Below are 22,269 nucleotides of genomic sequence, written 5' to 3'. Positions count from 1 at the left end.
GACGGTGCGGGGCGATCCAAGCGGTGTGGGGCACTCCGGACGGTGCCGGCCGCTCGGGTGCGCGGCACTGCACCCCACTGCCGCCGGTTACGGGTAGGCGACCTTGACCGTGCCGATCCCCAGCGTGCTGTGCCGCGGCAGGTACCCGGCCTCGAAGACCGCGCCGAGGACGGGGTTGAGCAGCTGCGCCAGCCGTTCGGCGCGGGAGTGGCCCAGGGCGCGCCAGGGGCCGGCCGCCAGCCGGTCCGTGGTTCGCTCGATCGCCTCGCGCTCCGTGCGGGCGCGCTCGGTCGCGGTGCCGTCCGGAGCGATCCAGCCGCGGGCGGCGAGGCGGTGCCGGGCGTCGCTCCACTCCTGGGCGCTCCAGCCGCGCCCCATGAAGTCGGCGGCCGGCGCGGCACCGATCGCGGCGAACGACACCAGAGCCTCACACGGATCGAGTCCGCAGGTCAGCAGGGCTGCCAGATGGCCGTCGCCACGGTGCTCGCGGAGTACCGTCGCGGCCTGCCAGAGCGTCAGATGCGGGGCGTCCGGCCAGGGCAGATCGCGGTTGGCGGCGGCCAGCGGGCGGGCGGCGGTTCCGGCGTTCTCGGCCGCCTGTCGGGCGAGCCGGGCCGCCTCGGCGAGTTGCGCGGCGCTCAGCCGGCCGCCGATCAGGGTGGTCAGCGCACGGTCCATGGCCAGCAGCCGCGCGTCCAGCACCTTGGCAGGGTCCGCGACCGTCCAGATCCGCGGGAGGTAGCGGGCGATCATCCGCGGGCTGAAGGTGTAGTACGTCGCGGCCACCAGCTCGGGCCCGGCGGCACCCAGCGGAGCCGTACGCCAGGCGAAATAACTGGGCCAGCGGGACGCGACGTCATGGCCGAGGTCGGCGGCGACCTGACGGGCCTCGGGGGCGAAGTACAGCGTGGCGTGCAGTGGCTCCAGCAGGTGCCACATCCGGCGGGCGACCGAAAGGTATTCCGACATCGCTTTACCTCATGGCCTTCACGATGCGTGCGCAGACAGGGAGTGGGGCGGTGGTCCGGAACACGGCCCGCCGGTCCGCGGAGTCGGGCAGCTGGGGCCCCTGGAGCCCGGTGCCGGACGAAAAGCCGTGCGAAGTAGTGGTTTCCCCGATTACGCCGCGTGAATCCAGACCGTCGATGGCAACTGTGGGTAACAGGGGCCGAGTTGGGGCCTCTCCGGATCCGGCCGCTGTCGTCGGTGGCCGGTCGTCTCCGCGCGGAGATATTCGATCGAGGAGCGGCGGCCGGCTCCGTATCGTGGCCCCGCCGGACGGCCCGTTGGGGGCCACCGGTCCGATGCGAGGAAATGAGCAGCAGATGCCGTACCACGGAACGGCCGACGAGGGCTTCGGAGCCGTCGCGGACGCGTTCGGCCGGAACTTCGCCGAGGGCGGGGAACTCGGCGCCGCCGTCACCGTGTTCGTGGGCGGGCGCAAGGTCGTCGACCTGTGGGGCGGGACTGCCGACGACCGGACCGGCCGGGCGTGGGACGAGCGCACCGTCCTTCCCGTCATGTCCCTCGCCAAGGCCCTCATCAGCGTCTGCGTCCATCTGCTCGCCGAACAGGGGCGGTTGGACCTGGACGCTCCGGTGGCCGACTGCTGGCCGGAGTTCGCCCGGCACGGCAAGGAGGGCATCACCCCGCGGATGGTGCTGGCCCACACCGCCGGCATTCCGCTCGCCGAACGCAAGCTGACCTTCGAGGAGTTGACCGCCTGGACCCCGGCGATCCAGGCCCTGGAGGAGCAGCCGCCGCTCTGGGAGCCCGGTACGGCGTACGAGTACCACGCCCATGCCTTCGGCTTTCTCCTCGGCGAGGTGATCCGCCGGCTGACCGGTCTGACGCCGGGCCGCTACTTCCGCCGGGCCGTCGCCGACGAGCTGGGCCTGCGCACCTGGATCGGCCTGCCGCAGGAGGAACTGCCGCGGCTGGCCCGGCTCGTCGAGGCCGAGGGGCGGCCGTCGCTGCCGAGCCCCGACCTCCTCGCCATGCGGGCGCTGACGATGAACGGCGTACTGCCCTTCCCCGGGCTCGACGATCCGCACGGCTACAACGCCCCTGCCTTGCTCACCGCCGAATTCCCCGGTGCGGGCGCGGTCTCGTCGGCGCGCGGTCTGGCCGCCCTGTACGCCGCGGTCGCCACGGGGGTGGACGGCGGGCCGCGGCTGCTGGGCGCGGAGACCGTCACGGATGCGGTCCGGCCGCAGTCGGGCGGCGCCTCGTGGTCGGGGCTGCCGGACCTCGGCGCACGCTGGGGGACCGGCGTCCTCCTCGATGCGCCGTTCCGCCGGCTGCTCGGCCCGCGCTCGTTCGCCCACAGCGGCGCGGGTGGGCAATTCGGCTTCGGCGACGACGAGTTCGGCGTCGGCTTCGCCTATACCGCCAACCGGATGGGCGGCAGCGGCGACCAGCGGTGCGAACGGCTCATCGCCGCACTGCGGACGTGCATCGGGGCGCCGGAGCCCCGGCCGTTGAGCTGAGCGGGCGGCCGGGGGCGGGGTGGGGCGGCGCAGAAACCCACCCGCCCCCGCTCCGCCCCGGCCGCCCGGCCGGGCCGTCGGCCCAGGCTCAGGCGTCCGGATCCGTCCCGGACTGATACCGCTCCGGCTGGCTCAGCAGCGCACCGATATGGGCGGCGGCCGCCGACAATCGACGCCGGGACTCCTTCAACTGCTCGGCGTTCACGCCGTGATCGCGGGCCGCGTCCCGCAGATCGTCGCGGAAGCGGTCCAGCAGCCGGTCGAAGTCGCGGGCCGGGTCGTCACCGGCCGGCTCCGTCGCCCACTCCGGGGCCGGTGGGGCCCCGGCCGCCTCGTCCTCCCCGGGGTCCGGCTTGCCGAGGTCGACACGCTCGACCGTCACCCGGGTCCCGTGGTCCGTGCCGCCCCGGCCGGCGCCGCTCCGCCCGGCCTCCTCCTGGCTCGCGCCGGACTGGCCGGTGAAGCGCCCGACCTCGCGGGTCACCTCGGACAGCGCCTCGCGCACCGCCCCCGACCAGTCGCCGGACCGCACCGCCCCCTGGGCCTGCTCCTGCACGCGCCTGAGGACCCGCTGGACCTCCTCGCGCGCGAGCGCCTGGGCGTCCCGGGCCTGCTTACGGGCCCGCTGGGCGTCCTGCCTGGCCCGCCGGCTCTCCTCCTTGGCCCGCCGGGCCTGCTCCTTCCACTCGTCCTTGGCGCGCCGGAACTCCTCCTTCGCCTGCCGCCAGGGCTCCTTGTCGCCGAACATGCCGTCGAAGTAGTCGCCGGCATCCGGGAACGGCCGCCCGGCGCCGTCTTCCTCGGCGTCCGGCCGCCCGCCGGCCCGCCCGCCGGTCCGCCCCGCCGTCCCGCGCTCCGCGTCCTTGCGGGCCTGCTGGGCGGCCTCCTGTATCTCCCGGCGCAGATCCCGTGCCGAACCGCTCACGTCCTCCCGGATGTCGGAGGCGAGGGCGGCGACCGACTCCCGGATCTCCAGCTCCAGATCCGCCAACTCGCCTCCCCGGTCGGCGAGTTCGGCCCGTCCGGCGTCGGTGATCGAGTAGACCTTGCGGCCGCCCTCGGTCGCGTGCGTCACCAGGCCCTCGGCCTCCAGCTTGGCCAGTCGGGGGTAGACCGTGCCGGCGGACGGGGCGTAGAGGCCCTGGAAGCGCTCCTCCAGGAGGCGGATGATCTCGTAGCCGTGCCGCGGTGCCTCGTCCAGCAGCTTGAGGAGGTAGAGGCGCAGGCGGCCGTGGGCGAAGACAGGGGGCATGGTCAGCGCACCTTCTTCCCGGTGGTGGTGGCGGAGGAGTCCTCGTGCGGGCCGCTGTCGTGGCCGCCGTCGGTATCGTGCCGCCCGTGGTCCTCGTCCTCAGGGGCGGGGCGGCGCAGCAGGGCCAGGCCGCCGGAGATGGTGGTGGCCTTGAGGGTGCCGGTGCCCGCGCCCAGTGAGCCGGTGATCCGCTTGGTGCCCCACTGGCCGCTGACCCGCAGGTCGTCGAAGGCGTTGGCGACCGTGCCGGACGTGGTGTTGGCCTCCACCCGGGCGTCGGCCGGGTCGGGCAGCCGGATGGCGACCTCCCCGGAGACCGTCGTCAGCGCGATGTCGGCGCCCTTGCCGGGAGCGAGGTCGAGGACCATGTCGCCGCTGACGGAGTCCGCGTGCACCCCGCCGCCCGCACCGTCGATGACGGTCAGATTCCCCGAGACGGAGTGGAACCGCAGATCGCCGGTGAGCGACTGCACCTCGACGTTGCCCGAGACCGTTTCGGCCAGCACCGTGCCGGTCAGGCCGACGAGCGTGCTGTCGCCGGAGACGCCGCGCACGTCCGCACGGCCCGAGATGCCGGAGACCACCGCGCCCGCGCGGACCACGCCGACCTCGACGCGGGTGCCGGCCGGCACCGTCACCGAGACCACCGCACTGCGGTTCCAGGCCCTGCGGTCGAGGAACTTCAAAAAGCCCCGCCAGGGGAGGTCCTCATACGCGACCGACAGGACGCCGTCGCGGCACGAGACGGTCAGCGGCGGGCCCTCCAGCTCGCTGATCTCCACCCGCGCGGGGCCGCCGTCCGAGGTGCCGACGACGTTGACCGTGCCGCCGTACACCCGGACGGTGAGCGCCTCGACGGGGTCGGTGATCTCCATCGTGCGTGGTGCGGTCACCTGAGTCGGATTCTGCGACCACTCGGTCCCGGCTGACATCACTGGCCTCCCCTGTGAGCACTACACAACGCAACATATCGCGTCCTCGCTAGACACGATATATCGCGGATTCCGGAAGTCAAGCGGTCCGTCGCGCGGTGTGGATGAGGGTGGATGAGGGAGAGGCGGGCGGAGTCGAGGAGGTGAGGAGGCGAGGCGCGGCCGGTCGTCGAGGGAGAGGGGCTTCGGTTCCGGCTTGAGTTGCGCGCGTAGATGTCGCGTCCATGTCAGGAATAACGCGCAGGAAAATCAAGGGAGTTGGTCTCGATGGCGGTGCCCGGTGCGGCCTGCGTCGCTGTGCGCCGCTGTTCCTCGTCTATTCGTCTATTCGTCCTCGTCGTCGTCCAGCCGGGCCAGCCAGGTGGCCAGCCGCTCCACCGGGACCTCGAAGTCCGGATTCAGGTCCACGAACGTCCGCAGCTGGTCGGCCACCCAGCCGAGGGTGACCTCCTCCTCGCCGCGCCGGCTCTCCAGTTCCTCGATGCCACGGTCAGTGAAATACACGCGCTCTCCACCAGGGGTCATGGGTCATTCCCGGCCAGGATAGGCAGGCTCACGGACCTCTCGCGCCACAGACGGTCGCGGGCTAGCCTGATCACCTGTCAACGGTCCCGCGGCAATGGGGGAATTGCCGCCTACGGGGAGCAGGAGGCCGTGATGCACGATCGCGCGCAGCGCATCGAGCTGCCCGACGGCACGGAGGTCTGGGCCCGGGTCTCCCGGCTCGACGCCCCCGGATTCGACGCGCCGGACGGCGTGGACACCGGGGGCGGCACATTCGAGGACCGGGAATTCGAGGACGGGGAATTCGAGGACGTCGGTGTCTGGGATGCGCTCGGCGCCCGGGTGGAGGGGCTCCGTGAGGTGATCGGCGGGGTCGCCGCCAGCGTCCGCCAGGCCACCGACCGGGTCGCGCCGCACGAGACCAGCGTGACCTTCGGCGTGGAGTTGTCGGCCAAGCCGGGCAGGGCCGTCGCCCTGCTCGCGGACGGCGGGACGAAGTCGAACCTCTCCATCACGCTCACCTGGCGGCGCGAGGACCAGGCGCATACGGCCGACCGCCGGGAGCCGGACGATTCGAGCCGCTGATGGCCACCTCCCAGGGCCGGCCCGCCGGCAGCGGTGACCGCGCCCGCTACGCACAGCTCCTCGACCACGCCGGGCGCACCACCGTCGGACTGCGCGCCGCACCGGGCGCCGCCGGCGCCCGGATGTGGGGCAGCGGCGTGCTCATCGCCCCGGGGTGGGTGCTGACCTGCGCCCATGTGCTGGTGGCCAGCGACGGGCGGCGCCGTGAGACGGGGCCGGACGGGGTCTTCGGGGTCGCGTTCGGCGGCCGGGTGGTGCCCGCGCGGCCGGCGTACGACCTGAGCCGGCCCGCCCCGGAGGCCGGGCCCGGTGCCGCCCGCGCCGACCTCGCCCTGGTCCGGCTGCTCGACCCGGAGGCCGGGCACCCCTGCGCCTGGCTCAGCGATCAGCCGGCGACGCTCCTGGAGGACGCCTATATCTTCCGCGGCCACGACTCCGGTACCCATGACTCCCGCGGCCACGACTCCGGTGACCGGGACCGGTCGGGATCGGCCGCGGGCCGGGCAGCGGACAGCGGGACGGGCGGGCGCGCGGACGCGGGCCGTCCCAGCAGCCGCGCCGCCGGTGACATGAAGGGCGACCGCGCCGCCGGTCACGTCCATGGCGACCGCGCCGCCCCCGCCGCCCCGGTGGACACCTTCATCGCGGTCCGCTTCGGCGCCCGTGACGCCCGGGGGCTGCAGTTCGGCAGCGATGTCCGGGTGACGCCCGGCGCCTCCGGCGGGCCGCTGATCGACTGTGACCGTGGTGAGGTGGTCGGCATCGTCAAGGGCCGCCACCAGCAGGATCACGTCGGGCTCGCGGTGCCGGTCACCGCACTGCGCGAGCTGGGGCCGGAACACCTGGTCGCCGGCGCCGAGGGGCTCGGACCCGACCCGTACCACGCGCTGATGAGCCTGCACGACCGCTGGCACTGGGCCGGGCAGGAGCTCGGCCGAGCCACCGGACCCACCTGGTTCGACGCCCAGCACGCGATCATGGCGGGCCGCGGCCGTCTGTGGGGCGTTCAGGAGCGGCTGCAGGCGCTGGACCTGCTCGCCCGTCTGCCCGCGCCGCGCGACCCGCTGATCGTGGAGGCCGCCGTCGGTGAGGTGTTGGAGCGCGGCGAGCGGCCCGCGGCCTGGTCGCTGCGTACGTGGCGGGACGGGCACGGCGCGCTCTACCAGGGCAGCGACCCGTACACCGAGCTGCGCACCTTTGTGCACTATCTGCGGATCGTGGCGCAGCTGACCGCCGACGAGGTCCGCGACCAGCCGGGCGAAGCCGCGGCCGCGGTCCGCGAGCAGGCGGTCCGCCTCGCGGAGTTCGTCCAGGCCAAGGCGGTGGTGCTGCAGCCGCAGGACCGGCGCAGGATCGGGCCGGTGCGCCGCCGCCCGCGCTCCGTCCTCGTCGAGTTCGAGCCGCTGTTCTACGACGAGGGCGGAGCGGAGCTGTTCAACTGGTCGGTCAGCGAAGGCTACGGCCAGGGGCAGTGGCTGTGCGTGGACGTCCAGGAGTCGGCCGGCGGGGTGCCCTTCGAACAGGCACGGGAACAGGTGCTGCACAAGCTCGGCGGGCGGCTGCTGCGGGCCGACGGCGCCGCCGGCCCGGGCGCCCGCGTACGCCTGGAGGTCGCGGTCCCCGAAGGGCACTGGCACATCGCCGCCGGCCAGTGGGAGGTCGCCGCCTCGACCCGGCGCACCGCCCGGCTGCGGCCGGTGGGCCCCGGCCGCGCGGTGATCCTGCGCGACCAGGGGCGGCGCGAACAGGTCGACCCCGCCTGGCTGCGCCGCTGGCAGGGCCTGCGCACCGCCCCTGAACTCCAGGCACTGCGGGTCCGGCCGGGCGAGGGCGCCGGCGCACGGGCCGGCCCCTGCGCCGAGTCGGTCTGGCGGCTGCTGGAGAGGGCCGGCGAGGGCGCGCTGCCCGCGCTGTGCCACACGGTCGCCGACGGGTTCGGGCGGGACGCAGTGGGCGTCGCCCTGGACACCGGGTTCCCGGCCGGGCTGTGGCCGGCCCGCGGTCACGGCGAGGAGCAGGACTGCGACGCGGGCTGCGAGGAATTCCATCGCGGGGTGCGGGAGTTGCTCCAGGGCTCGGGCGGGGTGGCCCGGCTCCCCGAGTTGGTGCGGCAGCTGCGGGCGAAGGCCGCCGAGGCCGCGGAGGAGGGCACGCACTGGGCCCGCGATCTGGTGCTTCTCTACGACGATCCGGAGGACCCGATTCCGCCGCTGTTCACGGACCGGCCCCAGCTGTCGCCGCGATGAACGGCGCCGGAGCCGCTCCCGGGCGGGCACGGGCGCCGCGTACGCCCCCCGTGCGCCCGGTGCCCAGGGCGGCCGCCTCCGCCCCTCGTGTGGCAAGTAGCGCCCCGGACAGGGCACTTGAGCGCCCCGCGCGGGTGCGCGGGAGACCGGAAACCGCCCCGTGTGCTTCCGTAGGGGTGGGTACTGTCATAGCGTCGTGGAAGACTTGTTCGTGATGACGTGATGGCGTGATGCGGGTGGCGACGCGGGGGGAGGCGGAGCGGATGCCGACGTCTCCGGCGATGCGCCGTGACCCACGCTCCTGACCGATGCCTGGCCGGCGACGAGGAGTTCCGACGTGAGCGACTGGCTCATCTACCGTGGCGCGGGGGCACCGCACGACGGAATTGAGCATCTTCCGCCGCCGCCGCCCTGGCGCGATTTCGACGGCGGCCCCCTCGTGGCGCCGCCGGCCGCCCTCGACCCGTCGTCCGAGCGCCGGCTCGGTGTGCAGCACCGCGAAGCCAGCCACCACCGCCCCGGCGAGACCGAGCGCGAGCTGGTCAACGCCGCCCTCTATCTGCGCCGCCCGCTGCTGGTGACCGGCGCGCCGGGCAGCGGCAAGAGCACCCTGGCGCATTCGGTCGCCTATGAACTCGGCCTGGGCCGGGTGCTCGGCTGGCCCGTCGTCAGCCGCAGCACGCTGCGCGACGGCCTGTACGACTACGACGCCATCGGCCGCCTCCAGGACCTCCAGATCGCCCGCGCCACCCCGGCCGCCGAGGCGAGCGGGACGCCGGCCGGCGCCGACCCCGCCGACGAGCCGGGCGGCGGCATCGGCCGCTACATCCGCCTCGGTCCGCTGGGCACGGCCCTGCTGCCGTCCGCCCGGCCCCGGGTGCTGCTCGTCGACGAGCTCGACAAGAGCGATATCGATCTGCCCAATGACCTCCTCAATGTGCTGGAGGAAGGGGAGTTCCGGATTCCGGAGCTGGAACGGCTGTCCGGATCCGCCCCCGAGGTGGAGGTGCTCAGCGACGACGGCGCGCAGGTGACGGTGCGTGACGGCCGGGTGCGCTGCCGCGCCTTCCCCTTCATCGTCCTCACCAGCAACGGCGAACGCGACTTCCCGGCGCCCCTGTTGCGCCGCTGTATTCACCTCCACATCCCGGTGCCCGACAAGGAGCGGCTCGCCGCCATGGTGCGGGCGCATTTCGGCGAGGGCGCCGACGGGCGCTACGAAGCGGTGATCGACCGCTTCCTGGACCGCGAGCCCGGCGATGTCCGCGCCGTCGACCAGCTCTTCAACGCCATCCACCTCACCCAGAAGGCCGGCTGGACGGACGAGGACGAGGAGGAGACCCGACGGCGTCTGACGGCGGAGCTGATGCGGCCTCTTGATCGGACGAGGTGAGTGCGGTGTCCCGCGGGGAGCCCGGCCCAGGCCCCCTCGACGAACTCGTCGCCCGGCTGACGGCGGCGGGGGTGCCGGCCGACGCCCGCGGGATGGCCGACGCCCTCTGGCTCGCCCAGTGGATCACCCCGCAGGAGCAGGCCGGCGACGCCGGGGACACCGGGCCCCCGGCCGCGGACCCTGCGCACCGTACGGATCCGGCCACTTTCCGGGTGGGGCCTGCCGTCTCCCCGGGCTCCGCGCACGCCGACGCGGCGCCGGCCGGCCGCGCGGACGGTTCCGGGGACGGCACCGACGCCGGCCCCGAGGAGGGCGGGCCGCCGCCCTCCACGCTCCGGGACAGCGCCCGGCGCCGGGTCGCGGAGCTGCTGCCCGCCCTGGACGAGCGGGTCGCCGACCGGGACCCGCGGCGGCTCGGCGAGATCGCGGTCCCCATCGCCTCCGCGTTCCCCGGACTGCTGCCGCTGCAGCGGGCCCTGCGCCCCATCCAGCGCTACCGCCCGCCGGTCGCCCCGGTCCGCCGGAAGCTGGACGAGCCCGCCACCGCCGAACTCTCCGCCCACGCCGAAATGATCATCCCGGTGCTGCGCGGGGTGCACCGACGGGCGGCCGCCCTGCGGCTGTTGATGGACGGCTCGTCCTCGATGGCCGTCTGGGAGCAGATGCTGCACGACCTGCGCCAGGTCTGCGAGCGGGTGGGCGCCTTCCGCGACGTCACGGTGCACTACCTCCATCCGCACGGCCCGGACGTCGGGGTCGCGGCGGCCCCCGGTCCGGGCCGCCCGCTGCGCCCCGCCGACCAGTTGCACGACCCGACCGGCCACCACCTCACCCTCGTCGTCAGCGACTGCGCGGGCCCCCTCTGGCGGGACGGCCGGATGCAGCGGCTGCTCTACCGCTGGGCCGCCGACGCCCCGCTCGCCGTCGTCCAGCCGCTGCCGCAGCGGATGTGGGCGCGCACGCTGCTGCCCGCCGTCGCCGGCACTCTCATCCGGCGCCAGGGCCCCTACCAGGCCCTGGACTTCCGCCCGGCCCGGCGCCGCCGGCGGCCCGCCGGGGTGCCCGGGGCCGCCGTGGAACCGCCCCGCGAACGCGCCATCCCGGTCCTCTCCGCCACCCCCTCCGCCCTCGGCTCGTGGGCCCGGCTCGCGGCCGCCGACGCCGGTCTCGCCCTGCGCGGCGCGGCCTGTGCTGTACGCGCCGACCACGGCGCCGGGTTCCCGTCCGGCCCGGCGCCCGCGCCCGGGCGCGCCGCACCGGCCCGTATGGTCCGCGAGTTCGACCAGCAGGCCTCTCCCGCCGCCCGGCTGCTCGCCGTCCATCTCTCGGCCGTCCCGCTCGCGCTCCCCGTCATCCAGCTGGTCCAGCGGGCGATGCTGCCGCAGACCGGCCCGGCCGAGCTGGCCGAGGTGCTGCTCAGCGGCCTGGTCACGCAACTCCCGCCGCAGGAGGCGCAGGCGGGCGAGCAGGCCGGGGTGAGCGGCCCGTGGTACGACTTCGCGCCCGGGGTGCGCGACGAATTACTCGGCCGGCTCAGCGCGGGCGAGGCCGCCCTGGTCCTCAAACACTGCTCGCTCTACATCGAGCGCACCTTCGGCCGCAGCGCCCGCAACTTCCCGGCCGTCGCGGTCGCCATGCTCTCCGGCAGCGGCCGCGAGCCCGAGACCGGCCGGCGCGCGGTGCCCGAACCCTTCGCCCGGGTCTCCGAGCGGGTGCTGCGCCGCTTCGAACCGGCGCTGCGCCCGCCCGCCCCCAGCCCGTACGTCTCCGACGGCCCGGCCGCGGAAGGCGCCGCCCTCCTGGAGCGCTACGAACAGGACCGCACCGTCCGGGACCTGATCGAGGCCGTCCGGCTGCTGCGCGTCGCCGCCGCCCGCCTGCCCGAGGCCGGTACGGACCTCGCGCGCGCCCTGCTGCACGCCTGGGCGACCTGGGGCCAGCCGGACGCCCTGGAGGAGGCGGAGCGGGCGGTGCGCGCCGCGGAACGGGCCACGGCCGGTGAGCCGGCCGCCGGTGACCAGGAGGACGTCACCGCCGGCCGGGAGGCCGAGCGCACCCGGGCGCTGATCGTGCTGGGCCAGGTCGGCCATGCCCGCGCCCAGGAGCGCCGGGCCGAGGGCACCCCGGACGAGGAGCGCGGCGCGCTGGCCGACGCCGCCCGCCGGCTGCACACCGCCTGCGGGCTGATGAGCCTGCTCGACCCCCGCGTCCTGGAGAGCATGGTGCTGCGCACCGAGGTGCTGCGCCGGCTGGCCGCGCTGCCCGCACCGGCTCCCGAGTCAGCCGCCGCCGCGGCCGGTGCCCCGGCGGCCGTGCCGGACCCCGACCCGCTCGACGAGGCCGAGTGCTCCCTGACCACCCTCCTCGACCAGTGGCCCAGCGGCGAGGAGGTGCCCGGCGAGGTCCACGCCGCCCGCGGCGGGGTGCTGCTCGACCAGGCCCGCCGGGCCGCCGGCGGCCACCCCGCGGACCCCCGCGCCGCGGAGGCACTCGCCGTACGCGCCGCCGACGACCTCGACACCGCCGTCGTGCTGCTGCGCCGCCGCGGCAGTGCCGCCGACCGGCTGGTGTGCCGGACGCTGCTCGATCTGGCGGCGGCCCGCCAGCTGAACGGCGGCGCGGGGCTGCCGTCCGTCCTGCCGATCCTCGAACGCGCCCGGGCGATGGCCCGTGCCCTCGACGACCGGGCCCTGGAGGCGGACAGCCTGCGCCGTACCGCCGCCGCCCAGCGCGCGGTGCACACCCGCACCGGCGCGCTGCCCGCCCTGGACGCCGCCATCGCCGCGCTGGCCGCCGCGCTCCGGCTGACCACCCCCGATTCGCCCGAGCACAGTGCGCTGCTCGCCGAGCGCGGTGCGGCGCTGCTGCTGCGCGCCCGGCAGGAGCCGGCCGACGGGCCGGGCAAGCGGCTGGCCAACGAGGCGGTGCATGTGCTGCGCGAGGCGCTCGCCCGGGTCGCGCCGCAGGACGCGGACCTCGGCAACCACCGGCTGCTGTTCGGCCGCGCCCTGCGGCTGCGCTACGAACGCCAGCCCTCGCTCGCCGATCTGCACGAGGCCGACTGGATCCTGGAGCTGGCCGCCCGCGGCGCCGACGTCCCCGCCGCGGTGTCGGCCGAGGCCTGGCTCGAAGTGGGCGACGTCCAGCTGCTGCTGGACCGCCGCTTCGACTCCCGGGATCGCCATGACCGCGCCGCCGCCTGCTACCGCCGCGCCGCCGCGGCCGCCCGGCGCGCCGGCAGCGCCCTGCTGGCCGCCCGCGCCCACCACCGCCGCGGCGAGGTCCTGGAGGTCACCGCGGGATCCCGTTCCGCGCTGCACGCCTACCGCGAGAGCTGGGAGCAGTGGCAGCGCGCCGGCGAGGACACCGGCCAGGAGGCCCAGCACACCCGCGCCCGTATGCGTGCCCTCGAATCCGCCGCCTGACCGCACCCGGCGGCCCGTCCGGCGGCCTGACCGCCCCTCAGCGCACGTGTTTCTGCGGACGGGAGTCCGGGAACACACCCGTCCAGCCGGCCCAGAGGAGAGCAGCGTGGCGACTACCCCCCGCACCGAACCGGCGGTGACGGACCCGCCGGGGCCGTCGGCCGAGCGGCTGCCGGACTTCGCCGGGGTTGACGTGGGCGTTCTCGCGGCGCGGACGGAGCATCCGGTGCTGGGCGAGGTGGCGGCGCTGCTGCTGCGCAACTGGCCGTCGGCGGAGGACGCCGTGGCGTACTACGAGGACGGCCCGGAAAAAGCCTTGCATTGACGGTCAGGGACGGTTGTTTTTGGGCAAACGTGCAAGGGAACCGGCCAGTTGCCGGGGGCACTCGGTTCTTCGATCGGCGGCGGAGCCATGTATGAGACGACGGGCGGGAGTTGACCGGCCCGACCGCCGACGAGGGGACGAGGGCAGGGGGCGACGCCGTGGCGGGGGAGACGACCGGCCCGACCGCCGTGGTGCCCTTCCGGCAGTTCGTCCTGAAGGTCCACAGCCGCTGCAACCTCGCCTGCACCTACTGCTACATCTACGCCGGCCCCGACCGCAGCTGGCGCACCCGCCCGCCGACCGTCCCGGCGGCGACCGTCCGGCAGACCGCCCGGCGCATCGCCGAACACGCCCGCACCCACCGGCTGCGCGCGGTCCGGATCGATCTGCACGGCGGGGAGCCGCTGCTCACCGGCCCCGGCCCGCTCCTGGACCAGGCCGCCGCCGTCCGCGCCGCGCTGCCCGCCGGCTGCACCGCCGACTTCGGCGTCCAGACCAACGGGACGCTGCTGACCGCGGACATCATCGACACCCTCGGCGCCACCGGGTTCCGGCTCGGCCTCAGCGTCGACGGCGGCACCCCCGGCCTCAACCGCCGCCGGGTCGACCACGCGGGACGGCCCTCCTGGCCCGCGGTCTCCCGCGCCGCGGCCCTGCTCCACGACCGGCCCGGGGTGTTCGCCGGGATCCTGTGCACCATCGACATCACCGCCGACCCCGCCGAGGTCTACGGCTCGCTGCGCGCACTGGACCCCCCGATGCTCGACTTCCTCCTCCCGCACGCCAACTGGTCCAGCCCGCCGCCCGCCACCCCCGGCAGGGCCTCGGACCCCGCCGGCCGCACCCCGTACGGCGACTGGCTGTGCACCGTCTTCGACCTGTGGTGGGACGGCGGCCCCGGACCGCGGGTACGGGTCTTCACCGAGATCCTCGGCCTGCTCCTGGGCCGCCCCAGCTCCAGCGAGGCGGTCGGCCTCTCGCCGGTCGTCGCCGTGATCGTGGACACCGACGGCGCCATCGAACAGGTGGACTCGCTCAAATCCGCCTACGAGGGCGCCGCGGCCACCGGCCTCGACGTCTTCCGGCACACCTTCGACCAGGCCCTGGCACACCCCGGCATGGCCGCCCGCCGCACCGGCCGGGAGGGCCTGGGCGCCCGGTGCCGCGGCTGCGCCCTGGTGGAGGTGTGCGGCGGCGGCAACTACGCGCACCGCTACCGCGCCGACGGCACCGGGTTCGGCAACCCCTCCGTCTACTGCGCCGACCTGGAACGCCTGATCCGGCACATCGCGGCCCGTCTCAAGGCCGAGGTCACGCCCAACTGGCGGCACCCCCACACGACCTGACGCACTGTCGCCACCAGGAGGGACACTTGGGCTATCGTGCCAAAAAGCCAGGGCGTGCCTGAGGAAACAGCCTGCGCACGCGCGCACCATCGCATCCCAGGGAGACGGTCGCATGGTCGATCAGGCCACTTCTTCTGGTTCTTCCGGTTCGTCCGACCCTGCCCGCTCCAGCGCACACATCACCATCAGCTATGCGGGCTTCACCCGCCCCTGGGCCGCGTGGATCTCCCACCAGCTGGAGCAGCAGGGCCACGGCACCACCATGCTGCGCTGGGACCCGCAGGCGGACACCGCGCTGGCACAGGAGCTGTCCGGCCTGCTGGAGGCCGAGGGTCGGCTGCTGATCGTGCTGGACGACTGGTACTTCCGGCTGGGCCCCAAGACACCGGACGAGTGGACGGCCGCGCTGCGCGAAGTGGTGCCCCCGCACGCCGACCGGTTCGCCGCGGTGAGCGTGGCCACCCAGAGCCTGCCCGCCACGGCGTCCCTGCTGCGCCCCGCCGACCTGCGCGACCTGGACGCGCGCGAGGCCAACCGCCGGGTGCTGACGCGGCTGGGCATCGCGGCGCCGCACCGGCCCGTGGACGAGGACGGGCCCGGCGCGCCCCGCTTCCCGAACGACCCGCCCGAGGTGTGGAACATCCCACGCCGCAACAACCGCTTCACCGGCCGCGACGGCGTGCTCGAAGAGCTGCACGGCAAGCTGGCCGGTTCCCAGACCGGCTCGGGCCCGCCGCTGGAGACCCGGCTCGCGCTCTACGGCACCTCCGGCGTCGGCAAGAGCCAGATCGCCGCCGAGTACGCCCACCGCTTCGGCAACGACTACGACGTGGTGTGGTGGATCAGCGCCACCAACCGCGGCGCCGCCCGCGAGCAGCTCGCCGAACTCGCCACCCGGCTCCAGCTCCCCGTCGGCCGGGAGCTGGGCGACCGCATCCGCGCCGTCCACGAAGCGCTCCGCGTCGGCCGCCCCTACCGCCGCTGGCTGCTGATCTTCGACAGCGCCGACGACATGGAGCAGATCGAGGACCTGGTCCCCGACGGCCGGGGGCACGTCCTGATCACCACCCTCACCCGTGACTGGTCGGGCTCCGGCAGCGCCCAGGAGATCGAGGTGCCGCCCTTCGACCGCGTCGAGAGCGTCGCCTACGCCCGGCGGCGCGCGCCGCGGCTGACCCCGATGGAAGCCGATCTGCTCTCCGACGCCGTCCAGGACCTGCCGCTGCTGCTCGCCCAGACCGCCGCCTGGCTCGACGCGAACCCGATGTCCCCCAAGGAGTACATCGAGCTGATCCGCCGCGGTGAGCCCAGCCTCGTCGGCATCCGGATCTCCTCCGACTACCCCATGGCCTTCCAGACCAGCTGGGCCATAACCCTCAACACGCTGCGCGAACGCAGCCCCGCGGCGGTCGAACTCCTCAAGCTCTTCGCGTTCTTCGCCCCGGACACCATCCCCGTCCCGATGCTCGCCCAGGCCCGCCGCGGCGATCTGCCCGAACACCTCGCCGATCTGGCCGCCGAGCCGATCAGCTGGAACACCGCACTGCGCCGGCTGACCGAGTCCACCGCCGTACGCCTCGACTACCAGGTCTCCGAGGACGCCGACCCGGCCGTGGAGACCGCGCTGATGCACCGGCTCTACCACCGGTTCCTGCGCAGCGACATGTCCGAGGACGAGCGCGACCAGATGTCGGCGACGGCCTGCCGGGTGCTGGTCACCGCCGACCCGCAGAACCCCTCCGACACCCGCTACTGGGAGCGCTACGCCGAGCTGATCCCGCATCTGGAACCGGCCGGCGTCCTCGACAGCCCCGAACCGGCCGTCCAGCAGCTGCTGCTCAACTGCGTCGAATATCTGCGGGTCCGCGGCGAATACCGGATGGGCCTGCGGCTGTGCGAACAGTTCATGTCCCGCTGGCGCACCCGGCTCGCCGCCACCCAGCGCACCATGCTCGTCCTCACCCACCAGCACGCCAACATGCTGCGCAGGCTCGGCCGCTACCGCGAGGCCGAGGCCGTCGGCAGCGCCGTCGTCGACCAGCTCGCCACCGAGCGCGGCCCCTCCGACGCCGATCTGCTGCGGGCCCAGGACGGTCTGGCCGGGACGCTGATGGCGCTCGGCTCCTACGCGCAGGCGTACGAGCTCTTCGACGCCGTCTGGCGGGCCTATACCGAACTCCTGGGCCCGGAGGCCCCCCGCACCCTCTCCTCGCGGCACAACCTCGGCAATGTCCTCACGCTGCTCGGCCGGTACGAAGAAGCCCTGGTCACGCACCGCGAGGTGCTGGACTTCCGGGAGCGCGAACTGCGGACCCGGCACCATCTGACGCTCAACGCGGGCACCGCGTACGCCCGCACCCTGCGGCTGCTCGGCCGCTACCGCGACGCCGCTTCCGCCCAGGAGCTCAACGCCCGGCTGCACCTGCAGGTGATGGGCCCGCACACCCCGCAGACGCTGCGCGCCGAGCACAACCTCGCGCTGTGTCTGCGCCGCTCCGGCGAGGTCACCCGGGCCGCCGCCCTGCTGGCCGACCTCGTCGAGCGCTCACGCCGGGTGCAGGGGCCGCGCCACCCCGAGACGCTGATGGTGCGCGCCGACCACGCCACCTTCCTGCGCGAGCACGGCGATCTGGGGCACGCCCGGGACCTCGCCGAGGAGGTCGCCGAGCGGTATCGCGCGCTGGCCGGCGAGCGTCACCCCTACACCGTCGGCACCCTGGGCAATGTCGGGCTGGTCCGCGGCGAGTTCGGGGACCAGGCGGAGGCGCTGGACCTCGCGGAGGCCGCCCTCGGCGGGATGACCGAGGCGATGGGCCCCGACCACCCCTGGACGCTGGGCTGTGCGCTGAACGCCGGTGCCGCCCGCAGCCGGGTGGACGACGAGGAGGGCGCGGTGGAGCTGGGCCGGGCCACCCTGCGGCGCGCCAAGGACACGCTGGGGGAGAGCCATCCGCTGACGCTGTCCGCGAAGACGGCGCTGGCCGAGGACCTGCGGGCGCTCCGCCGCGGCCAGGAGGCGGCCAAGCTGGAACAGGAGGCCATCGGGCAGCTCGCCGAGACGCTGGGCGCCGAGCACCCGCACACCCTCTCCGCCCGGCGCCGCCGCCGCCCGTACTGGGACTTCGAACCGCAGCCCGTCTGAGTACGTGGGGGCAGGACGGCTCGCAGCACGGCGCGAGCCGTTCCGCCCGGTCGTTAACACGATGCGGTCGACGCGGGCGAGTTGGTTGGATGGCGGCATGGACACTACACAGCGCCAGGGGGCGCGCCGCATCACTCCGGCCTCGGTGGTGGGCAGCCTCGTGGGCGCCTCCGCGTGGGCGGCGGCAGGGAAGGGCCTGCGCCTGCTTCCGGCCTCGGTCGGGAGGCTGGCGGTGGGCATCAAGCAGTCCCGGGGGGCGTATGCGGCACAGGGGGCATGCGGGATTGCGCTGGGGCTGTTCGGATGGGCGGTGGCGTTGTTGGCGGCCCAGGGGTTGTTCAACGGGCTGCTGTATCCCCTGGTCGACGCGCACGATTACCAGCATTCCTGGGGCGGGCCCACGCTGGTGGGTGCCTGGGTGGTCCACGCCGCGGTCGCGGTGCCCGTCGCGGTGGCGGCGCTGGGAGTGCTGCGCGGCATGGTCGCCGTCGACCGGGCCAATGAGCAGACGCTGTCCGGGCGGCGGCGCCGCTGGTGGCCGCTGCCGCTGTCGGCGCTGGTGGCGGTCTCTCTGGTGCTGTTCTTCCGCTCGTGGCTGCACCAGGTGTAGGGAGCGGTGACCACCGCCGGCCCGTCCTGTCGGTGTCCGCGCATGCGGAAGGGCCCGCCCCCAGGGGGACGGGCCCTTCCGCTGTCCTGCACCGGTCACCCCGGCGACCGGGCGCCTCAGGCGTCGAAGGCCTCCGCGACCAGCTGTGCCTGCTCCGCCTGGTGGCGCTTGGCGGAGCCGACGGCCGGCGACGAGGAGTGCGGCCGGGAGATCCGGCGCAGCCGCTCGCCGTGCGGCACATCGGCGCCGACGGCCAGGTCGAGGTGGTCGATCAGGTTGAGTCCGAGGAACGGCCACGCACCCTGGTTCGCCGGCTCTTCCTGGGTCCACAGGTACTTCTCGGCGTTCGGGAACTTGGCGATCTCCGCCTGGAGCTCCTTGCCGGGAAGCGGGTAGAGCCGCTCGATACGGACGATCGCCGTGTCGGTCGCGCCCCGCTTCTCCCGCTCGGCCTCCAGGTCGTAGTAGACCTTGCCGGAGCAGAAGATGACCTTGCGGACGTCCTCGGGCTTGACCGTGGAGTCACCGATGACGGGGCGGAAGCCGCCCGTCATGAACTCTTCCGTCTTCGACGCCGCGGCCTTCAGACGCAGCATCGACTTCGGGGTGAAGACGACCAGCGGCTTGTGGTGCGGGTTGTGGACCTGCCAGCGCAGCAGGTGGAAGTAGTTCGACGGCAGGGTCGGCGCGGCGACCGTCATGTTGTTCTGCGCGCACAGCTGGAGGAAGCGCTCGATCCGGGCCGAGGAGTGGTCCGGGCCCTGGCCCTCGTAGCCGTGCGGGAGCAGCAGGGTCACACCGGAGGTCTGGCCCCACTTCTGCTCCGCCGAGGAGATGAACTCGTCGACGACCGTCTGGGCGCCGTTGACGAAGTCACCGAACTGCGCCTCCCACATGACCAGCGCCTCCGGGCGGGCCAGGGAGTAGCCGTACTCGAAGCCCATCGCCGCGTACTCGCTCAGCAGCGAGTCGTAGACGTTGAAGCGGGCCTGGTCCTCGGACAGGTAGAGCAGCGGGGTGTAGTCCTCGCCGGTCTCCCGGTCCACCAGCACCGCGTGGCGCTGGCCGAAGGTGCCGCGGCGGGAGTCCTGGCCGGCGAGCCGGACCGGGGTGCCCTCCATCAGCAGCGAGCCGATGGCGAGGGTCTCGCCCATGCCCCAGTCGATGGTGTTGTCCTCGACCTGGGCGGCGCGGCGCTGCAGCTGGGGCAGCAGACGCGGGTGGACGGTGACCCGCTCGGGGATGTTGACCTGCGACTCGGCGATCCGCTTGACGACCTCCTGGGAGATCGCGGTGTCCACGAAGACCGGGAACTCCGCCTTGGGCTGCGGCACCTCGGGGACGGCCGGAGTCGTCGTGGCGTCGCGGACCTCGGTGAAGACCTTCTCCAGCTGGCCCTGGAAGTCCTGCAGCGCCTGCTCGGCCTCCTCCAGCGTGATGTCGCCGCGACCGATGAGGGACTCGGTGTAGAGCTTGCGCACCGAGCGCTTCTTGTCGATCAGGTCGTACATCAGCGGCTGGGTGAAGCCCGGGTTGTCGGACTCGTTGTGGCCGCGGCGGCGGTAGCAGATCAGGTCGATGACCACGTCCTTGTTGAACGCCTGGCGGAACTCGAAGGCCAGACGGGCCACACGGACGACGGCCTCGGGGTCGTCACCGTTGACGTGGAAGATCGGCGCCTCGATCATGCGGGCCACGTCGGTGGCGTACATGGAGGAGCGGGCCGACTCCGGGGCGGCGGTGAAGCCGACCTGGTTGTTGATGACGATGTGCACCGTGCCGCCGGTGCGGTAACCGCGCAGCTGGGACATGTTCAGCGTCTCGGCGACCACACCCTGGCCGGCGAACGCCGCGTCACCGTGCAGCTGGATCGGCAGGACGGTGAAGTCCGTGCCGCCCTTGTTGATGATGTCCTGCTTGGCGCGCGCCACACCCTCGACGACCGGGTCGACGGCCTCCAGGTGGGAGGGGTTGGCGGTCAGCGAGACCTTGATCTGCTCGCCGTCCAGGCCGGTGAAGGTGCCCTCGGCGCCCAGGTGGTACTTCACGTCGCCGGAGCCGTGCATCGACTTCGGGTCGAGGTTGCCCTCGAACTCCCGGAAGATCTGCGCGTAGGACTTGCCGACGATGTTGGCGAGCACGTTGAGGCGGCCGCGGTGGGCCATACCGATGACGCACTCGTCCAGGCGCGACTCGGCCGCGGAGTCGATGACCGCGTCCAGCAGCGGGATGACGGACTCGCCGCCCTCCAGCGAGAAGCGCTTCTGGCCGACGTACTTGGTCTGCAGGAAGGTCTCGAACGCCTCGGCGGAGTTCAGCCGGCGCAGGATGCGCAGCTGCTCCTCGCGCTCGGGCGACTTGTGCGAGCGCTCGACCCGGTCCTGGATCCACTGGCGCTGCTTGGGGTCCTGGATGTGCATGAACTCGATGCCGGTGGTGCGGCAGTACGAGTCGCGCAGCACGCCCAGGATGTCGCGCAGCTTCATCATGGACTTGCCGGAGAAGCCGCCGACCGCGAACTCGCGCTCCAGGTCCCACAGGGTGAGGCCGTGCTCGGTGATGTCGAGGTCGGGGTGCTTGCGCTGGTGGTACTCCAGCGGGTCGGTGTCGGCCATGACGTGGCCGCGGACCCGGTAGGAGTGGATCAGCTCGAAGACCCGGGCGGCCTTGGTGACGTCGTCGTCGTGCGAGGCGTCGATGTCCTTGAGCCAGCGGACCGGCTCGTAGGGGATCCGCAGCGACTTGAAGATGTCGTCGAAGAACTCGTTCTCGCCGAGCAGCAGCTGGTTCATGATCCGCAGGAACTCGCCGGAGGCGGCGCCCTGGATCACACGGTGGTCGTAGGTGCTGGTCAGCGTCATGACCTTGGAGACACCGAGCTTGTTCAGGGCGTCCTGGGAGGTGCCCTGGAACTCCGCGGGGTAGTCCATCGAGCCGACGCCCATGATCATGGACTGGCCGGGCATCAGCCGCGGCACGGAGTGGACCGTACCGATGCCGCCCGGGTTCGTCAGCGACGCGGTGACCCCGGTGAAGTCGTCCATGGTCAGCTTGTTGTCGCGGGCCCGGCGGACGATGTCCTCGTAGGCCTGCCAGAACTCGAAGAAGCTGAGCGTCTCGGCCTTCTTGATGGCGGCGACGACGAGCTGGCGCTCACCGTTCGGCTTCACCAGGTCGATGGCCAGACCGAGGTTGACGTGCTCGGGCTTGACCAGCGTCGGCTTGCCGTCCTTCAGCGCGAAGGAGTAGTTCATCGACGGCATGGCCTTGAGGGCCTGCACCATCGCGTACCCGATGAGGTGGGTGAAGGAGACCTTCCCGCCCCGGGCGCGCTTGAGGTGGTTGTTGATCACGATGCGGTTGTCGAAGAGCAGCTTCACCGGGATCGCGCGGACGGACGTGGCCGTCGGCAGCTCCAGGGAGGCGTTCATGTTCTTCGCAACGGCGGCCGACGGGCCGCGCAGCGTGACGAACTCGGGACCGCCCGTGGCCTCGGCGGCCGGCTCGGCCGACGGCTTCGCGGCGGGCTTGGCCGGGGCGCTCTTGGCCGGGGCCGCCTGAGCGGGCGCCGGAGCGCTCGCGGCGGGCTTCGCCGGGGCCGGCGCGGCGTCGGCGGCAGCGGACGGCTTCGGCGCGGCGGCGGGCGGCGCTGCCGGGGTCGACTGCGCCGGGGCGGCCGCGTCGGGGGCAGCGCCCTCCGTCGGCTGGCTCGGCGCCGTGGTGGCGCCCGGCTTGTAGTCGGCGAAGAAGTCCCACCAGGCTCGGTCTACCGAGTTCGGGTCCTGGAGGTACTGCTGGTAGATCTCGTCGACGAGCCACTCATTGGGACCGAACGCGGCGGCAGGGTTCTTTCCCTGCCCCTCGTGGTCGGTCGAGATGCTCGAGCTGTTGGGGGACTGTAGCGACACGGCGGCAACCGCCCTCTTCCGCTTCCTAAGGTGGTGGACAGCGGGAATAAAGGCTACGCCTGTTGTGACCCCTGATGCAGGCCGGGAGGGGTACTCGTCGCGTACGTCACAT

At 73.7% G+C, this 22,269-nt stretch carries 14 protein-coding genes; 9 read left to right on the top strand and 5 right to left on the bottom strand.

What is annotated here, in order from left to right; genetic code table 11:
• Positions 1 to 87: 87 nt before the first annotated feature.
• Positions 88 to 969: an SCO6745 family protein gene (locus EST54_RS02395; RefSeq protein WP_129244464.1), complete on the bottom strand. Its 882-nt coding sequence runs from the start codon at positions 967 to 969 to the stop codon at positions 88 to 90.
• A 356-nt stretch (positions 970 to 1,325) separates the two neighbouring features.
• Between EST54_RS02395 and EST54_RS02390 the strand changes: the two genes are divergently transcribed.
• A complete protein-coding gene (locus tag EST54_RS02390) occupies positions 1,326 to 2,489 on the top strand; it encodes a serine hydrolase domain-containing protein (RefSeq protein WP_129244462.1) in 1,164 nt (387 codons plus the stop codon).
• Between the two features lie 88 nt (positions 2,490 to 2,577).
• Here EST54_RS02390 and EST54_RS02385 read toward each other — a convergent pair whose 3' ends face one another.
• From EST54_RS02385 to EST54_RS02375, 3 genes are all read right to left on the bottom strand, one after another.
• Positions 2,578 to 3,741 (bottom strand): PadR family transcriptional regulator, encoded by a 1,164-nt coding sequence (locus tag EST54_RS02385; protein WP_129244460.1) that lies wholly within the window; start codon positions 3,739 to 3,741, stop codon positions 2,578 to 2,580.
• 2 nt (positions 3,742 to 3,743) lie between these two features.
• A complete protein-coding gene (locus tag EST54_RS02380) occupies positions 3,744 to 4,673 on the bottom strand; it encodes a DUF4097 family beta strand repeat-containing protein (RefSeq protein ID WP_129244458.1) in 930 nt (309 codons plus the stop codon).
• Between the two features lie 324 nt (positions 4,674 to 4,997).
• Positions 4,998 to 5,177: a DUF6104 family protein gene (locus EST54_RS02375; RefSeq protein ID WP_129244456.1), complete on the bottom strand. Its 180-nt coding sequence runs from the start codon at positions 5,175 to 5,177 to the stop codon at positions 4,998 to 5,000.
• Between the two features lie 153 nt (positions 5,178 to 5,330).
• Here EST54_RS02375 and EST54_RS02370 point away from each other — a divergent pair, with 153 nt between their 5' ends.
• From EST54_RS02370 to EST54_RS02335, 8 genes are all read left to right on the top strand, one after another.
• Positions 5,331 to 5,762 (top strand): CU044_2847 family protein, encoded by a 432-nt coding sequence (locus EST54_RS02370; RefSeq protein WP_129244454.1) that lies wholly within the window; start codon positions 5,331 to 5,333, stop codon positions 5,760 to 5,762.
• Complete coding sequence (locus tag EST54_RS02365; protein WP_129244452.1) at positions 5,762 to 8,008, top strand: VMAP-C domain-containing protein; 2,247 nt, start codon at positions 5,762 to 5,764, stop codon at positions 8,006 to 8,008. Before EST54_RS02370 ends, EST54_RS02365 begins: the two co-directional genes overlap by 1 nt.
• A gap of 337 nt (positions 8,009 to 8,345) precedes the next feature.
• The gene (locus EST54_RS02360; protein ID WP_129244450.1) at positions 8,346 to 9,401 is read left to right on the top strand and encodes an AAA family ATPase; all 1,056 of its coding nucleotides are present in this window, start codon (positions 8,346 to 8,348) and stop codon (positions 9,399 to 9,401) included.
• Positions 9,402 to 9,406: 5 nt separating this feature from the next.
• A complete protein-coding gene (locus EST54_RS02355) occupies positions 9,407 to 12,826 on the top strand; it encodes an SAV_2336 N-terminal domain-related protein (protein ID WP_129244448.1) in 3,420 nt (1,139 codons plus the stop codon).
• A gap of 106 nt (positions 12,827 to 12,932) precedes the next feature.
• Positions 12,933 to 13,151 (top strand): YxD-tail cyclophane-containing RiPP peptide, encoded by a 219-nt coding sequence (locus EST54_RS02350; RefSeq protein ID WP_129244446.1) that lies wholly within the window; start codon positions 12,933 to 12,935, stop codon positions 13,149 to 13,151.
• A 158-nt stretch (positions 13,152 to 13,309) separates the two neighbouring features.
• The gene (locus EST54_RS02345; protein WP_129244598.1) at positions 13,310 to 14,497 is read left to right on the top strand and encodes an FxsB family cyclophane-forming radical SAM/SPASM peptide maturase; all 1,188 of its coding nucleotides are present in this window, start codon (positions 13,310 to 13,312) and stop codon (positions 14,495 to 14,497) included.
• A gap of 112 nt (positions 14,498 to 14,609) precedes the next feature.
• Positions 14,610 to 17,639 (top strand): FxSxx-COOH system tetratricopeptide repeat protein, encoded by a 3,030-nt coding sequence (gene fxsT, locus EST54_RS02340; protein ID WP_174857376.1) that lies wholly within the window; start codon positions 14,610 to 14,612, stop codon positions 17,637 to 17,639.
• Between the two features lie 97 nt (positions 17,640 to 17,736).
• Entirely contained in the window at positions 17,737 to 18,249 is a 513-nt protein-coding gene (locus tag EST54_RS02335) for a hypothetical protein (RefSeq protein WP_239012734.1), read from the top strand.
• Positions 18,250 to 18,365: 116 nt separating this feature from the next.
• Here the strand turns inward: EST54_RS02335 and EST54_RS02330 are convergent, their stop codons facing one another.
• On the bottom strand, positions 18,366 to 22,157 hold the full coding sequence (locus EST54_RS02330) for a multifunctional oxoglutarate decarboxylase/oxoglutarate dehydrogenase thiamine pyrophosphate-binding subunit/dihydrolipoyllysine-residue succinyltransferase subunit (RefSeq protein WP_129244443.1): 3,792 nt from the start codon (positions 22,155 to 22,157) through the stop codon (positions 18,366 to 18,368).
• Positions 22,158 to 22,269 lie beyond the last annotated feature (112 nt).

The sequence above is a fragment of the Streptomyces sioyaensis genome, from assembly GCF_004122735.1.
In the GTDB taxonomy this organism is placed as follows: domain Bacteria; phylum Actinomycetota; class Actinomycetes; order Streptomycetales; family Streptomycetaceae; genus Streptomyces; species Streptomyces sioyaensis.
This window is presented reverse-complemented; position numbering and strand designations above follow the sequence as displayed.